11 protein-coding genes are annotated in these 16231 nt (G+C 58.3%); 1 reads left to right on the top strand and 10 read right to left on the bottom strand.

Annotated features, from left to right (window positions below; genetic code table 11):
• Positions 1-2: 2 nt before the first annotated feature.
• The 10 genes from cysG to gapS6a all read right to left on the bottom strand — a co-directional run bounded on the left by cysG (position 3) and on the right by gapS6a (position 14656).
• Positions 3-1397: a siroheme synthase CysG gene (gene cysG, locus CKA81_RS09030; RefSeq protein WP_128354961.1), complete on the bottom strand. Its 1395-nt coding sequence runs from the start codon at positions 1395-1397 to the stop codon at positions 3-5.
• The gene (gene cysI / locus CKA81_RS09025) at positions 1394-3109 is read right to left on the bottom strand and encodes an assimilatory sulfite reductase (NADPH) hemoprotein subunit (RefSeq protein WP_128354960.1); all 1716 of its coding nucleotides are present in this window, start codon (positions 3107-3109) and stop codon (positions 1394-1396) included. The genes cysG and cysI overlap by 4 nt, the downstream gene beginning before the upstream one ends.
• Before the next feature lie 11 nt (positions 3110-3120).
• Positions 3121-4917 (bottom strand): assimilatory sulfite reductase (NADPH) flavoprotein subunit, encoded by a 1797-nt coding sequence (locus CKA81_RS09020; protein ID WP_128354959.1) that lies wholly within the window; start codon positions 4915-4917, stop codon positions 3121-3123.
• A 92-nt stretch (positions 4918-5009) separates the two neighbouring features.
• Positions 5010-6206 (bottom strand): cupin domain-containing protein, encoded by a 1197-nt coding sequence (locus CKA81_RS09015; protein WP_128354958.1) that lies wholly within the window; start codon positions 6204-6206, stop codon positions 5010-5012.
• Positions 6203-8833 carry a DNA mismatch repair protein MutS gene (gene mutS / locus CKA81_RS09010; RefSeq protein ID WP_228255688.1) on the bottom strand — a complete coding sequence of 877 codons (2631 nt, stop codon included), beginning with the start codon at positions 8831-8833 and terminating at the stop codon, positions 6203-6205. Before mutS ends, CKA81_RS09015 begins: the two co-directional genes overlap by 4 nt.
• A gap of 5 nt (positions 8834-8838) precedes the next feature.
• On the bottom strand, positions 8839-10104 hold the full coding sequence (locus CKA81_RS09005) for a tyrosine-type recombinase/integrase (RefSeq protein ID WP_118994193.1): 1266 nt from the start codon (positions 10102-10104) through the stop codon (positions 8839-8841).
• 23 nt (positions 10105-10127) lie between these two features.
• A complete protein-coding gene (locus CKA81_RS09000) occupies positions 10128-10352 on the bottom strand; it encodes a helix-turn-helix domain-containing protein (protein ID WP_118994194.1) in 225 nt (74 codons plus the stop codon).
• A 123-nt stretch (positions 10353-10475) separates the two neighbouring features.
• Positions 10476-10679 carry an excisionase gene (locus tag CKA81_RS08995; protein WP_118994195.1) on the bottom strand — a complete coding sequence of 68 codons (204 nt, stop codon included), beginning with the start codon at positions 10677-10679 and terminating at the stop codon, positions 10476-10478.
• 298 nt (positions 10680-10977) lie between these two features.
• The gene (gene gapS6b, locus CKA81_RS08990) at positions 10978-14292 is read right to left on the bottom strand and encodes a GapS6b family protein (protein ID WP_118994196.1); all 3315 of its coding nucleotides are present in this window, start codon (positions 14290-14292) and stop codon (positions 10978-10980) included.
• A 22-nt stretch (positions 14293-14314) separates the two neighbouring features.
• Entirely contained in the window at positions 14315-14656 is a 342-nt protein-coding gene (gene gapS6a, locus CKA81_RS08985; RefSeq protein ID WP_118994197.1) for a GapS6a family protein, read from the bottom strand.
• A 707-nt stretch (positions 14657-15363) separates the two neighbouring features.
• On the opposite strand from gapS6a, the gene CKA81_RS08980 reads away from it, so the two are divergent.
• Positions 15364-16188 carry a DUF932 domain-containing protein gene (locus CKA81_RS08980; RefSeq protein ID WP_118994198.1) on the top strand — a complete coding sequence of 275 codons (825 nt, stop codon included), beginning with the start codon at positions 15364-15366 and terminating at the stop codon, positions 16186-16188.
• Positions 16189-16231: the final 43 nt, after the last annotated feature.

The following is a 16231-nucleotide window of genomic DNA, read 5'->3' as shown; positions in this document are numbered from 1 at the left end:
CTTCAAGCGGCCTGGCTGGCGCCGAACCATTGCAGGGTAGGCGCCAGCGCAGTCACTTCTCCGACCAGCAGCATGGACGGCGCCTTGATGTCATGCTCGCGGCCCAGTCGCGCCAGGTCCTTCAACGCCCCATGCACCACGCGCTGATTGCTGCGGGTGCCGTTTTCAATGATGGCAAAGGGCGTGTCGCCCGATCTGCCGTGTCGCATCAGTTGGGTCGATAGCCAATCAAGCTGGCTGACCCCCATATAGAAGGCCAGTGTCTGCTTTTCGCGGGCTAGTGAAGCCCAGTCTTCGACGTGGTTGTCTGGCCTGCAGTGGGCCGTTACCAGTCGTACCGATTGTGCATAGTCTCGATGCGTCAGGGGAATGCCCGCATAAGCGGCGCATGCCAGGGCGGCCGTGATGCCCGGCACCACTTCGTAGCTGATGCCTTGCTGCTGAAGAAACTGCAGTTCCTCTCCGCCACGCCCGAATACAAACGCATCTCCGCCCTTGAGGCGGACGACGAGACTTCCCTGGCTGGTATGCGCGAGCATCAACTGATGAATGCGGGCCTGAGTGGCGTCGTGGTCCTCGCCGGGTCGCTTGCCGACGGCGATCTGCGTTGCATCGCGCCGAGCCAAGTCCAGAATTTGTTGATCGACCAGCCTGTCGTACAGAATGACGTCGGCCTCGTTAAGCGCACGTAGTGCCTTGAGCGTCAGCAGGCCGGCGTCGCCCGGCCCGGCGCCCACCAATATGACTTTGCCTTCCGCCTTCTGCTGCGCCTGCTGCAGTATCGCTTGTAGCAGGGTTTCAGCTTCCTCTGGACGCTGGCTGCGTAGCGCCGCGGCAACCGGACCATCCAGCAGCCAATCATAGAATTCGCGGCGGCCGCGCAGTTCCGGCCTGGCGGCACGAATGGCTGGTCGATAGCGTGCCGCCAGTTCCGCCAGCGAACCCAAGGTGGCGTCGAACAGGCTTTCTATGCGTTCGCGAACCCGGCGTGCCAGCACCGGTGCACTGCCCGCGGACGATATGGCGATGGTCAGCGGAGCACGGTCGACAATCGATGGAACCTGGAAGCTTGATAGCTCGGGGTCGTCAACAACGTTGATGAACAGCCGCCTGTCGTTCGCAAGTTCGGCGATGCGGCGATTCAGTTCGCGGTCATCGGTGGCGGCCACGACCAGCCATACGTCGGACAGCCACTGCGCATCAAAGCGCTGCGTAATTAACGCTATCTGGCCCTTTGCGCCTAATTGCTCCAGCTCTGCGTTGATTCTAGGCGCGCCTACGGTGACGCGGGCGCCGCAAGAAAGCAGACTTTTGACCTTGCGCTCGGCGACATCGCCAGCGCCCACGACCAACACGCGCCGGCCCGTCAGGTCGGCGAAAAGGGGAAAGAGTTTCATGCGGTGTTCGGTAGTGTCACAGTATCCAGCCGAATAGGAATCAACTTCTGGGTGGGCGGTGGAATGACCGCAGACCTTATCAGGAAATCGCCAAACTTCTCATCGCCCTGGCGTTCGCGCGCATAGCCGGCAAACAAGGAGTCGAGTTCCGAGAGGATTTCCGCCTCGTCGATGTTTTCGCGATACAAGGTATTAAGTCGTTGACCTGTAAAGTCTGCGCCCAGCCGCAGATCATAGCGCCCCAGTGCCCGACCTATCAATGCGATTTCGGCGAGGTATGGCCGTGAGCAGCCATTGGGGCAGCCCGACAGCCGCAAGACGATAGGGGCATCGGCCAAGCCGTGTTGTGACAGCAGCGCTTCCAGCTTGGGTAGCAATATGGGGGCGTAGCGTTCGCTTTCGGCCATCGCCAGGCCGCAAGTAGGCAGGGCGACACAGGCGATGGTGTGTTGCCGGATACCGCTGTGCTGCTTGTAGCCATCCAGTCCGTACTGTGCCACCAGGGCATCGATTTGCTGACGATCCCTGGCGTCGACATTGGCTATTACCAGGTTCTGGTTGCAAGTCATCCTGAATTCGCCCTTGAGTATCTTGGCGATCTCGCGCACACCAGTCTGCAGCCGTTTGCCCTCTACATCCCAGAGCCGCCCAGACTCGATGTCCAGCCCCAGGTGCCAGCGCCCATCCTCGCCTTGCTGCCAGCCGTAGCGATCACCGTTCTGGTCGAAATGGTAAGGGCGCAGCGGCTGCAGGGCGAAGCCGATGCGCTCCTCCAGTGCCTGCTTGAACCAGTCCAGGCCCCGGTGGTCTATGGTGTATTTCAGGCGGGCGTGTTGACGTTCGATCCGGTTGCCGTAGTCGCGCTGCAAGGTCACTACGCCTTCGGCCGTGGCAATCACTTGTTCGGGCGGCACGAAGCCGATCAGGCTGCCCAGCCGCGCGTAGGTGGAGTCGTCGCCATGTGTGGCGCCCATCCCGCCCCCGATCGCCACATTAAAGCCAAGCAACTTGCCTTTCTCGATGATGGCAATCAAGCCCAGATCCTGGGCGAAGACATCAATGTCGTTGGTGGGCGGTATGGCGACACCAATTTTGAACTTGCGCGGCAGATAGGTGCTGCCGTATATGGGCTCTTCTTCCGGCTCGCCCGTAAGCTTCTCGCCATCCAGCCATATCTCGTGATAGGCGCGTGTGCGCGGTATGAAATGATCGGAAAGCTTGTTGGTCCATTCCTGAACCAGGCGATGCTGCCCGGACAGCAGCGGGTTGACTGAGCTGACAACCTGGCGGTTTACGTCGCCACAGGCTGCAATGGTGGTCGCCATGGCCTGGTTGATGGCCTGGAGGGTGGGTTTGAGGTTGCGTTTGATGATGCCGTGCCATTGGAAAGTCTGGCGCGTGGTAATGCGCAGGCCGCGCGTGGCGTACCCTCTGGCAATGTCGTCAAAGGCCAGCCATTGCGCGGGCGTCACTACGCCTCCCGGCAGTCTCGCTCGCACCATGAAGGCGTAGGCGGGTTCCAGCTTGCGCCGCCGGCGTTCGTCGCGAATATCGCGATCGTCTTGCTGATAGCTGCCATGAAATTTCAACAGCTTGTTGTCGTCGTCGCTGATGGCTCCGGTAACGGGGTCATTCAAACCTTCTTCGATCGTGCCGCGCAAGTGGCGGCTGGCCGCCTTGATGTCTTCCAGATGAGATACCGTGTTGCTCATTACTTTCCTGTTCAGTAAACGTCTCGGGCATAGCGGCCCTGCGCCGCCAGGCCATCCAGCCATTCCTTGGCCTGCACTTCATCCATGGCGCCTTCCTGTCGGCCGATGCGCAGCAATGCCTGATGCACATCCTTGGCCATCCGGGTAGCATCCCCACACACATAGACATGGGCGCCATCCTGTATCCATTCATAGACTTCGCTGGCACGCTCGGTCAGTTTGTCCTGCACATAGACTTTGTCGGCCTGATCGCGAGAGAAGGCCAGGTCCAGTCTGTGCAGATCGCCGTCCGCCAGGGCGCGTTGCCATTCGGTCTGATAGAGGAAATCGCTTGCGAAATGCGGGTTGCCGAAGAACAGCCAGTTACGACCCGAAGCGGCCGTAGCGCTGCGCTCTTGCACAAAGGCGCGAAAGGGCGCCACGCCGGTGCCGGGTCCTATCATGATCACATCGCGCGACGTATCGGACGGCAGACGAAAGCGCTGGTTTTCTTCTATAAAGATGGGCAGTTTTTCACCCTCGTCCAGCGCGGCCAGAAAGTTGGATGCCACGCCCCAGCGCGACTCGCCTTCGTATTCGTAGTTGATGGTGGCGAGCGTCAGGTGCACTTCCTCATCGACCACGGACTGGCTGGAGGCAATGGAATACATACGGGGTGTCAAAGGGCGCAAGGCCTTGACCAGGGCGAGGCCGGACCAACTGGCAGGGTAAGCCTTCAGCAGATCGAGCAGTTGACGCGTTTCCAGGAAGGCCTTGAGGCCGTCCAGCGCATCGGGCTGCAACAGCGCTTTCAGCTCGTCGCTGCCCGCCAGCTCGGCATGGGCGGCCAGGAAGGGCCGGGTCAGTTGCGTCAGTTCACGGTGCCGCGCCAGCCACTCATGCAGGCTGCGGGTCGTATTGCCGATCTCGATCTGTTGGGCGCCCTCCAGCGACAGCGTCGCCAGTACCTGGTCGACCAGCACGCTGGCCTGTGTCGGCCATACACCGAGTGCATCGCCGGGCTGGTAGCTAAGTTGGCTGCCCTCCAGCGAGATTTCGAGGTGACGCACGTCCTTGTCGCTGCCTGCTGCGGTGATGGGTTGGTTCAGCAGGACTTCAGCCAGGAATGGCTGATCCCGGGTCGCACGGGAAGTTTTAGGGTGCAGGGGGGTAACGCTGGCGGTCGGAATGTCTTGGGCTTTTAGCGCCTTCTGCGCCAAGGCAATGGCGCTGTCCGTCCAGGGTATGGCTACCGTCTCGATGTCCAGATCCGCGGTGCCCAGGTCGTGCAGACGCTCGCCGCCCAACTCGGCGAGGCGGGCATCGATGCTTTGCGCGATGCCGCAGAACAGCGGATAGCTGGAGTCTCCCAGCCCCAGGACGGCGTACTTCAGCTGCGGCAGCTTGGGCGCGCGTCGGCTACGCAGGAACTCGACAAACGCCAGAGAGTCGTCGGGCGGATCGCCGTCGCCCTGTGTGCTCATGACGATGTACAGCAACTGTTCGTCCTTGAGTTCGCGGGTGGTGTAGCGGTCGGCGCGTACCAGGCGGGCAGTCAGGCCCAGCCCGCCGGCGCGCTCGGCCAGCGATTCGGCCACGCGTTTGGCGTTGCCGGTCTGGCTGCCATAAATGATGGTTAGCTGACGTGCCACCGCAACATCGGTGGCGGTGGCGAGCACCGGGGGCGGCGCAGTACGTAGCGCCTGGCGGCCTTGCGCCACACCGGCGAAGTAACCGGAAAGCCAACTCAAGGCGTTGGACTCCAGACCTTCGGTCAGTTCGGTGATCAGTGTCTGTTTGGATTCGGGTAGATAAGAAGGGGCCAGCATGCAGCGCTCGTGGAGTGAGTATGCAGCCCATTCTAGGGAGCTTGCCGCGCCCTGCGAACGACAAGATTATTATTTCTTTATTGCTTATATGGTTATCTGTCGGGCGCGGCATAGTGCAGCCACCCTTCTTCAAGCCACTGCATCAACACTTGCCGCTCTGCGGTTCCAAGTTTGCGTACCGCCGGCGCAGAGCAGGGCATTTGCCGCTGGTCGGCCAACTGCCGCAGAGCCGCGGTGGCCTGCACCTGGGCCACTTCGCCATTGATGTACAGCTCTCGGTTCCAGTACATCAGTCGCGTGCAGCGGTCCAGGCTCAACGTGCCATCAGTGGGTATGCCGGTGGTGAGATCTGGCAAGTCTTCCGCTGGGTCGAAATAGGCATTGCCAGGTGGTTCGGTAAGCCATTGGCCTAGAAAGCGTGCCGCCAGGGCGTCGGTAAAGCGCAGCCGGGAGACCGCCTCGATGCTGGCGGCAATCAAGGCTGGAGGCAGCTCGGCCGGCTGGGCGCTGGCCAGGGTGCCCGCGTCCTTGTAGGTGGCGTGTAGCGCCGGGCCCGGAATGACTGGGTTGGCGTACAAGCCCCCCAGATCGCCCAGGTTGGCCATAATCTGGTCGTTGGCGGCTTCCAGCATGCCACAGGCCAGCGTGGCCTGGGTGGGGGCGCGAAATCCGATCGATATTGTCATGCAGTCGCCGCCCACAGCGACGCCGTCGTGTGCAGCATGGGGCGGCAGGTAAAGCATATCGCCCGGTTCCAACACATATTCTTCCTCGGGCTGGAAAGACTCGAGTATTTTCAGCGGCAGCCCGGCAAGCAGGCTTAAGTCCTTTTGCTGACTTACGCGCCAGCGGCGTTTGCCGTGGGCCTGCAGCAGGAAGACGTCGTAGCTGTCAAAGTGCGGGCCTACACCGCCGCCATCGCTGGCGATACTGATCATCGCATCGTCCAGGCGGGCATCCGAGATAAAACGGAAGCGCTGCAGCAGCTGCGCGGTGGCATCGTCGTGCAGGTCCACGCTTTGCGCCAGCAGGGTCCAACCTGGTTTGCTGGCGGCGGGCAGGCGCGAGAATGGCCCACTTTTCATGTTCCAGGTCGCGCCGTCACGCCAGATCAGGCGCGACTCCACTTCTTCCCGCCGCACCAGTTGGCGGATGTTGGCCACCGACAGGCTGGGTTTGAAGTCCGGGATGGCTTGCCTGATCAGTAGGGGCTTGCGCTGCCAGTGGCGGCGCATGAATTGCTGTGGGCTTAGACCGCCCAGCAAAGTCAGTGCTTGGTCGATGTTCAAAGGTATTCGTTCCGTAGTCGATACAGGGTGTCCAGCGCTTCGCGCGGCGTCAGTTGATCGGGATCAATATCGGCCAGGGCCGCACGCAGCAAGCCGTCGTCGGCTGCAGCGCTATCGTCTTGTGCAGGTTCGCTGGCGGCAGGCGCTTGCGACGCCGCTGCGAACAGATCCAGTTGCGGTGTGGGCGCGCCTTGCGCTTCCAGCCGCGACAGTTCGCGCGATGCGTGGCGTATTACGGCGCCCGGGATGCCCGCCCGTTGTGCCACCTGTATACCGTAGCTGCGGCTGGCAGGGCCGGGATGGACCTCATGCAAGAAGACGATGCCAGCCGGCGATTCCGCTGCCGCCAGATGCACGTTGGCCGCTGCGCTCGCCACAGTGGGCAGGCGCGTAATTTCGAAGTAGTGCGTGGCAAACAGCGTGAGCGCCTGGTTGTGCGTCAACAGCCGGTGCGCAATCGACCACGCCAGCGCCAGGCCGTCGTAAGTAGACGTGCCGCGTCCGATCTCGTCCATCAGCACCAGGCTTTGCGGGGTGCTGGCCGACAAAATGGATGCCGCTTCGGTCATCTCCATCATGAAGGTCGACCGGCCACCGGCCAGATCATCAGCGGCGCCAATACGGGTGAAGATGCGGTCTATCTGGCCCACGCGCGCGGCGGCGGCCGGCACAAAGCTGCCAACCCGGGCCAACAGCGCGATCAAGGCGATCTGGCGCATATAGGTGGACTTGCCCCCCATGTTGGGCCCGGTAATCAGCAGCATGCGCTGCTGTGGTCCCAGTTCGCAATCATTGGGCGTGAATTGCTCGATACTGCGCTCGACCACAGGATGGCGCCCAGCTTCGATGACGATTTCGCTGCCCTCGGTCAGTTCCGGCGCCGTCCAGTCGTTCAGGTAGGCGTGCTCGGCCAGTGCGCTCAGGGCATCGATTTCAGCCAGCGCAGCGGCACAAACCGACAAGGCGCCCGCGTGGACGCTCAACTGATCCAGCAGGCCCTCGAACAGCCATTTCTCGCGGGTCAGGCTGCGCTCTTTGGCTGACAGTATCTTGTCTTCCCAGGTCTTGAGCTCGGGGGTGATGTAGCGTTCGGCATTCTTCAGGGTTTGACGGCGGCGATAATCGGCCGGGACTTTGTCGGCCTGGCCGCGGGAGACCTCAATAAAGAAGCCATGCACGCGATTGAACTCCACACGCAGGTTCGTAATGCCCGTGCGTTCGCGCTCGCGCGCCTCCAATTCCAGCAGAAACGCGCCACTGTCTGTCGCCAATCGGCGCAGCTCATCCAGCTCGGCATCGTAGCCGGAAGCAATGACGCCGCCTTCGCGTATCAACACGGCTGGTTCGGGGTCGATAGCCTGCTGCAGCAACTGGGCAATCTGCGGGTCGACCAGGACGGACGACTCGAAGCGGGCCAGCGGCGTGGCAGATCCGAAGCAACGCTGCAGGTGATCGGCCAGCGCAGGCAACAAGTCCAGCGCGTCGCGCAGGCTGGCAAGCTCGCGTGGCCGCACCGAGCGCAAGGCGATGCGCGTCGCGATTCTTTCCAGGTCGGGATAGCGATCCAGCAGGCGCCGTAGCGCCGCAAGTGACGGTTCCGCCTCCAGGCTGGAGGCGCCCGGTGGTGCCGACAGGAAGCTCGCGATGACGTGCTGGCGGTCGAGTGCGGTGGCGTTGTCGCGTACGGGATGGTGCAGCCAGCGACGCAGCAATCTGCTGCCCATAGGTGTGGCGCAGTGGTCCAGGACCGAGAAAAGCGTGGGGCTGCCCTCGCCGCTGATGGTTTCCGTCAGTTCCAGGTTCTTGCGCGTGACCGGGTCCAGCACGACGTACTCGCTGGCGTGGTCAACCCGCAGGGTTTGCACATGCACCAGCGTATGGGCCTGGGTGCGACTGACATAACGCAGCAGGGCGCCGGCCGCACACGTGGCGGCTGGCAGGTCGGTCAGGCCAAAGCCCGCCAAAGACTCGACCGCGAAATGCTTCTGCAGCACCTCGTTCGCGCCATCCATATCGAAATGCCAATCAGGAATGGCGCTGCGCGCGGAGTTTGCGGGGACGTCCAGCCTGGCGCTCTCGGCGCACACCAGCTCGGCCGGGGCGATGCGATGCAGCTCTGTTTCCAGCATGGCCGGTGCGCATTCGCTCACCAGGAACTCACCATTGGCAAGGTTCATCCAGGCCAGGCCGGCCCGCTCGCTGCGGTTTACACGGGTCTGCCATACGGCCGCGATCATGCGGTCAGCGCGTGCGGGAAGCAAGGCTTCGTCGGTCAATGTGCCGGGCGTAACGATGCGTACGATCTTGCGCTCTACCGGCCCCTTGCTGGCGGCCGGATCGCCGATCTGTTCGCAGATGGCAACGGATACGCCGGCGGCCACCAGCCGAGCCAGATAGCCCTCCATGGCATGAAAGGGCACGCCCGCCATCGGTATGGGCGCGCCGTTCGAGGTGCCGCGTTTGGTCAACGTCAGGTTAAGCAGCCGGGCTCCGCGCTCGGCGTCTTCATAAAACATCTCGTAGAAGTCGCCCATCCGGTAGAACAGCAGATGCGAACCGGCCTCGGCTTTCAGGCGCAAGTACTGCACCATCATGGGGGTGTGCGAAGATGAATCGGTTTTATTCATACAAATCAAATAGTTACTGTTTCTTCGCGGTTTTCTTGGGACAAATTTGGGACAATTTGACGCATGTTTTGCATGCTCTCCCAGATACGTTCCAGCTCGCTGGGAGACTCTGAATCTATCCAGCGCGCGTACACTTGCACGAGCATGGAGTAATCATTGTGGCCCATCTGATTGGCGATAAAGGCCAAGTTTCCGCGAGCCGTCAGATTCCAGCATGCGTAGGTGTGCCGCGTCTGATAGGGTGGGCGTGGGCGAATCTCCGCCCGTCGGACCAGGTTGCTCCATTTGGTATTCCAGGCGCTGGGCACAAAGAATTCGTTGACTTCCTTCCTGCGTGCTTGAGTTTTGGGCGACAGGAGAACGCGCACGCGGTCGGTACGCGATTCATGGCGGTTTAGCCAGACTTGCAGATCAGCGGGCTTGCGATGTTTGGCGTCCTCGATAAGCACCCGCAGTGCCTCACGGGCGGGCGGGAACAGCAAGACGGTGCGTTCCTTGTTTGTCTTGGGAACCTTGAACGTCATGGATTGGGTCACTGACCGGCGTACCGTAATCTTGCTCAGGTCGGTGGCCACGTCCTCCAAAGCCAATGCCAGCAGTTCGCCGGGGCGTAGTCCGGTATAGACCGCCAACGTGACTGCCGCCCGGTCAATCGGGTGTATGCAGCCTTTATCAATGAGCAACTGATACTCCTCGAAGCTCAACGGGTCGGGGTCTTTGTGGCTTTTGGTGAAGCGGGTGCAATGCTTGGCCAGATCCTTGCAGTATCCGTTGTCTTCGCACCAGTACAGGAAGCCGGAGAAGGTTGCGAGGTAGTGGTTGACGGTAGAGACCGCGCGGGTGGCGATCAGATCGACTCGCAACTGCTGGATGTCGGCGGGCTTGAGCGCGTCGACTTGGCGGTCGCGGCCGATCGTCTCCAGGCAGACGTTTAGCGCGTTCTCGTAGCGTGACTGTGTTTCCGGTGTGATGTCGACCGCCTTGAGCGGCTTGTAGCGGTCGCACAGGTCGACCAGGCGCTTGCTGGTTTGGGCAGTGCTTTCCGCTGGGCGCGTGTGCGGAAACATTTCTGCTTCGTTGTAGGTGCCGGTGCGCAACGCATACAGAGCCGCACTGCGCAGACGCGCGGCGTGCTTGAGGTTTGCTTTGGTGGGGTCAAGTCCAAGCGTATGCCGATGGCGCACGCCCTGGTGCATGAAGTCCACGCGGATCGATTTGCCGTGTATCCAGATGCCGGGGAAGCCGGTCTTCGCTACTGCTTCGACTGCCATCACGATGCTCCTGCTGCTTATGCTTACTCCGCCTTCGTTTGCTCGTTCAAGGGCCATTGGCCGGTCTTGAGCATGAAAAGCTCGAAAAGACCGGGAGGCATGGAACGGTCGCCCGCCTCCCAACGCTGCCATGCGCGCAGCGATACCCGCACAATTTGCGCGGCTTCCGTTTGAGTAAGGCCAGCTACGATGCGGGCATCACGAATGGTGGCGACCGGCGGGCTTTGCTGCTTCGTCGATTCAGACATAGACAAGAATGGTGGAAACCTGCGCGTTTGCAGCTAATCCCCGAATTATATACGACCATTGGTCGTATTGCAAGAATTGCCATTCCCAACAGGTGACGGATGCTTATGCCTTCTAAACGTCACTCAGAAGGATCTGGCGTGCGCTGTGCTTTCCACCCATCGTTCGAACTCTGCAAGGTTCAAAAAGATACGGCCATCCGGCGCTTTGCGCCAGATGCGACCTTCCAGCCAAATTCCGCCTTTAACCTTGTGGCGCACCGCGTTCTCGCTGTAGCCAGTGACTTCGGCAAACCGCTTGACGAGTACCCATCGGCTTGGATTGCTCACGGCGTTCTCCCTGTGTTGTCGGTGCCACAATGCAACCGAACCAGCATGGGGAAATTGTTGCCGGGGTTTGTTATTGGGGAAACTTGTGTGGGCGTAGTTGAGCGTAGGCGGGTGTGTGGGGTGGCCTCGGGGTATGTCGTCTCACCGATAGGCCTGGAGCCAGGAGCAGTCGCGTTCGCGGGGATGCGCCCGCCCGTGCTTCAAGTCATGGTTATCCGGCATGACACCTTCGGTCCGTCTGGTTGAGTCGGGTCTGCGCGTTACGTTTGCTAAAAACAAACAGTGTGTGCAGATTTTTTCATGGTTCGGATTCAAATGATTGAAAATATTCAGCGATAATTTTTAAAGACATGAAATGCCCTTCAGCAAAGCTTAAAAATTTTCGACAAATATGCTCCCAAAGGGCGTGGTGCGTCCCTGTTCTGAAGAGCATGTACTTCATAACCTTTGCTAGTCGAAGTTCCGTGTAGCCCTTGCCAAATGAGAGATATAGGCTGAGTCCGTGATTAAATACATGATCGGTGAAAATCTGCCAAGGTGTGTAGCGTGGCCATAGAGTTCTGAGATCTCCGCCAAAGGTATAGCGACTGGACAGATGAACAAAAATCAAATGGAGCAACAGCTCGGATTCCCCTTCATCTGAAAAAATTTGGCGACCGTGATTTTTTATCAGTTGGAACAGAATGAAACTAGCCAACGGATTTGGTGTTTGTGCTAGCGAATGGAGATTTTGGGCAGTGAATGCCAGTGGAAGGGCGCCAACAGAGTAAAGTAAAAAGCCGTGTCGCAGACTCTCAAAGTCGAACTCTTCTTTTGACACAGCCCGAAGAACTATAGCGGCTACATTTGCCGTAGGACTCTTGTTGGCGTGGTGTAAAGCAGAAAAAGCCCCATCCATACAAAACCAAGGAATGTTATTGGCCATGGAAAGCTGAATGGCATCGTAGACGGTAGCGTCTATCCCTTCCTTGATTGAAAAAACCTCAAGATTTGCATCATGAGCCATCGGATAGGCTACAGATGAATTGTCCAGCACTAATTGCAGCGTCTCTACTATGTGTGCGCTATTTTCGCGAATATCCGATGCCGTGGTTCGAACAAGTCTTCCACTATCCGTCACACCTAAGAGCATGAACTTTTCATCGGAGATCTCATTGATGAACTGTGTCAGCTTCTCTTTGGTGGCTGCGGGTAAAATAAATGAAATGCCAGCATCTAGTACTGCGCGGACTAGGTTTGTAGTTGCTAAGTAGCCAATGCCGTAAGCGTCAAGCACAATGGCATTAGGGCTAGCCTCACCTTGATTCCATAGGGGTGATTTGGGAATCCGGACGTCAGGCCAGCAATTCAAAGCGCTTTTAAAAGCATCGTTTGGATAGAGCGCATGACCACGAATATATAACGGTAAGGCATCAACCTCTTCCAGTTGCTTGCGACGCTCAGCATCTGAATTTTGGCCGAGTTTTTTCTCTAAATAGGGTACTAACTCAGCAGGGTCAGATGGCATCTGCATCATGACGAAGCAATCGCTGCCATCGTTGTGGATATGTCGCAGTCTTAATGCAAGACGTAAACACCCCACGTAAGGGGGCAGGCGGTCTATCACCCTGTAAGTAGCCATTCCCAAATTGGCGCTTTCGCCTTTCGGCAGATCTTGCAGCAGCCTCCCCAAGTGGCTGGAGGACCTCAATGTGTATTCACCGGAGTTTTGGTCGTCCTCAACGATCAGCCGAGTCTGAATATTTCCTTCCTGCTCATACTCAATGGCAACTGCGCACTGCTCTAATGTAGCCGAGACATCTAAGTCTAAGTCGGTCATGAGGCCTGTGCCAAAGTGGAAATTTACCAAGTCGACGGCTCGGTCTCTGGGGGATTGGATGAACCAATCCACCCACAGCGGCTCTACGCGTTTGAAGTTCCCGGCTCGGGTAAGAAACCCAAGAATGGCCATGACCTCGGGAATCGGAGATTGCAGCACAGCATCAGGTATCCTCTGATGAAAAAGCTGTTGCTCGGCTAAACTCTGATGGCGCGCTCGAAGGTGGCAGCCCTGATACCATGCATATGCCATATCAGGTGCATACTCGACCATGAGATCACTAAATTTCAGTGCAGATGTGATATCCCCCATTCGCTCGGCTTTCATCGCACTGAGGTTTAAGATCATTACAGACTTTTCTGCATCTTTGATTTTGTCGATCACCTTCTCGAATGTTTCGTACTGCTCCGCTTCAAGTAAGCATCTCAGATAGGCTACGACGAACTGAGACGGCCATAACGTGTCATCGGGTATGAGACGGGAGGTGAACTCGATTGCCTTATTAGGTAGTTTGCTGGCGGATAGCTTTTCTGCCAATTCAAATACCACTTCCGGCATCAAGGTCGTTATGTCGTTCCCCCATCGCGAAATGAAACGATCCGCGTGCTGGGCCAATTCCTGTCTCTGCCGTGCACTATGGTTATCTTCATCGTGCTTAAGGGCGTGGACTAACAGTCGAACGTAAGCTTCCTCCATTTCAGAGGCGTCATTTAGTATATGCTCACGACCCACCCATTCTTCGAGCTCGGGTGGTGTTGCCAGTCGAAGGAAGGGCATTATGTCGCTGATTGGGTGACTATTCGCTGCAAGGAACTGGTTGCACCAGGCAGTGCGCTTTTGAGGATTTTCAGTTGCCGCTTTCAGCTCCCTCTGTGATTCGTTCAGCGCGGTCTCGTCACCTAAAGCAGCCTTGCACATCGCAATAGAAGCAGATCGAGTGGGATCAAGATTCGGAAGGTGCTTTTTCAGCGTTTTGAATAAGCTGAGTGGTGCGTAGCCCTGATAAGCGTTGAAAATGGAGCAGGCCAGTTCCTGGACGCGTATATCGGTGCCTTCCGATTGCTCGAATAGCTGAGCAGTGTGGTCAGCCAGATCGTCCAGCCCTTCCTTCACTGCGGGCCGGTTCAACCAAAAGTGACATTTAGCAAGATCAGGGTTGAACTTCATGCCTGTTGCGATGGTAAGAAGCACCTTGGAGTTGTAGGAGGGAAACCACGTATCCAAGTGCTTGGCCATTCGCAGCATCAGATCTGTTAGTTGCAGTCGGGCGGCACCCTCAACGATCCCAGTCAGTTCTGCCTCTGTGGGGTTTCCTTTTCCCGCTGCCTCCAGGTACTCCTTGTCTGCGTACAAACGTAGATACGTCTCTTGGGAGTACGGTCCGGGAGGCGATTTTCCTTCAAAAAGGTCTCTCGCCGCCTGTTCGCGATCAGTACCACTTGACAACTTCAGGAGCGCCGCTAAGCACATGTCCTTAACCACATGATTGCTTGCGGTCGAGATGATCTTCGCAACGGTTTTCCAGGCGTCATCGTGATCTTGAGCTTCAACCAGTCCGCTATAGATTGAAATGACCTCTACCAAGGCGGCAGCTTCAGGGTCTCGCTGGGCCATGGCTTTGAGCATGACCATCTGGGTTTTGGCCGTAGCATTATCCTTTTTTCGAAGGCTTTCGAGCACCAAATCCATTGGAGGAATCAGATCAGCCGGAGCCAGCGATTTGATCTGGACCATGATCTTATCGCCAGCCACGTTATCACCAACACCGGTGTGGCTCTGCTCAATTGTGCTCACGTATGCGGTTCCTGATTATTGATCACTGGGTGATTTTGTTGCCTGCTACATTGTCGCCACTGCCGTTGTGAGTTTGAGTGACGGTATTGATTGTGGATGGCGTAGCTATGGCAGCCTTTGCGTTGATTTCTTGAAGTAGGGTGAGTAATTGCGAGGAATTTTCTAGGCGGCGATTAATGGCTAGCTCACTTAACTCGTCGTTGATATTGAGTTTCGCAAGTTCGGTGGCCAAAGCATCAGCAACCACCTCGTCTTTAATCCAGCTACCTAAACGACTCTTTAGAATATCGCCGCTTAATTGAGCGCCGCGTTTCAATACGTCGTAAATCGTGCTTGCGATGACTCCGGTAGTAATGAAATCCATTCTAGATATTCCTTTGGTGTGAGAAAGGTGGTTTTTACGGCAGCTATCTGGGGAACATGGTGTAGGCTACAGCCGAACGAATGACTGGATGGCAATATGTGCCCGACCAGCATTGCCACTTCTTGTCGTCTCTTGCCACGAAAGGCAGTGGCGCCCCTCAAGAATGTATCAAAAATGAACAGGGCGGTGTTGTCGCTGTTGAAGTTCATCACCTAATCAAACCATAGCGTCTGCGCTTCGCGCACCACGCTGCTCCAGGTTCGCTCCCGCTCATCCCTGACGGGACTGCCTATCGCCAGCCTTCCACATCCCTGACGCCTACGGCCCGGCTTCCCCGCTTCGGGCCTGCGCGCTTCGCTTGCCTGCGGGCGACACCAAAGACCTGGCCGTTGCCTGCTCAACCATCTTTCCTGACTTCATCACCTTGTCCGCGACTGTAGCCCGTGGCCGCGTGCCGTCAAGGCGCGCCAGGCCGTGTCCTCGGCTGCGCCTGCGGGCCGCACCCTCCTGACGCTTCTTTCCTTGACGGCCCCCGTTCGTGGGCTCCTGACCGTCGCGGGCGACGAACTCAGGAAAGACGGTGGCAACGAGGCCAACCGGGTTCTTCGTGCCGACCGCACAACAACAGCTCAAAAGCGTTGGGCTTCCGAATCTTGGAATCCGGTGTGCGGTGAACAGCAAACCCTTTCTTTGTCAGGAGAAATCCCATGCTTGCATCCCGCTTCGCTCCCCATTCCCCCGTGCTTCGCAGCGACCGCCCACTATCGGACGATCAGATCAGGGCGGTGGTGCCGTCCATCTATGCCGATGCTCCACACGAAAGCCGTTCAGAACGCTACAGCTACATCCCCACGGCGGCAGTGCTGACGGAGCTACGGAAAGAAGGTTTTGAACCCTTCATGGTGACGCAGACCCGGGTACGTAACGAAGACCGGCGCGAACACACCAAACACATGATTCGCCTGCGCCATGCCAATCAGGTGAATGACAGCATTGCCAATGAAATCATTCTTTTGAACTCGCACGATGGCACGAGCAGCTATCAGATGCTGGCGGGCGCGTTCAGATTTGTTTGCGCCAATGGGCTGGTGTGCGGCGACACCGTCGCCGATGTTCGCATCCCGCATAAAGGCGACATTACCGGGCAGGTCATCGAAGGTGCTTATGAAGTGCTAGACGGTTTCGAGCGGGTACAGGAATCCCGCGAAGCCATGCAGGCGATCACGCTGGACGCGGGAGAAGCCGAGGTTCTCGCACGCGCAGCACTGGCCCTGAAGTACGACGACCCCGACAAACCTGCACCTATCACCGAAAGCCAGATTCTGATGCCGCGCCGGTATGACGACCGCCGCCCCGATCTGTGGATGACCTTCAACCGCCTGCAAGAAAACCTCACCAAAGGCGGTTTGCGTGGCCGCAGCGCCAACGGTCGCCGCCAAAGCACCCGAGCGGTGCAGGGCATTGATTCCGACATTCGCCTGAACCGTTCCCTGTGGCTGTTGGCCGAGGGTATGCGCCAGTTGAAAGCCTGATTCCCCTACGCGGCAGGGGCAGGCAGCCACCCTTGCCGCGCTT

It is taken from the genome of Pollutimonas thiosulfatoxidans, assembly GCF_004022565.1.
Taxonomy (GTDB): Bacteria; Pseudomonadota; Gammaproteobacteria; order Burkholderiales; family Burkholderiaceae_B; genus Pusillimonas_D; species Pusillimonas_D thiosulfatoxidans.
This window is presented reverse-complemented; position numbering and strand designations above follow the sequence as displayed.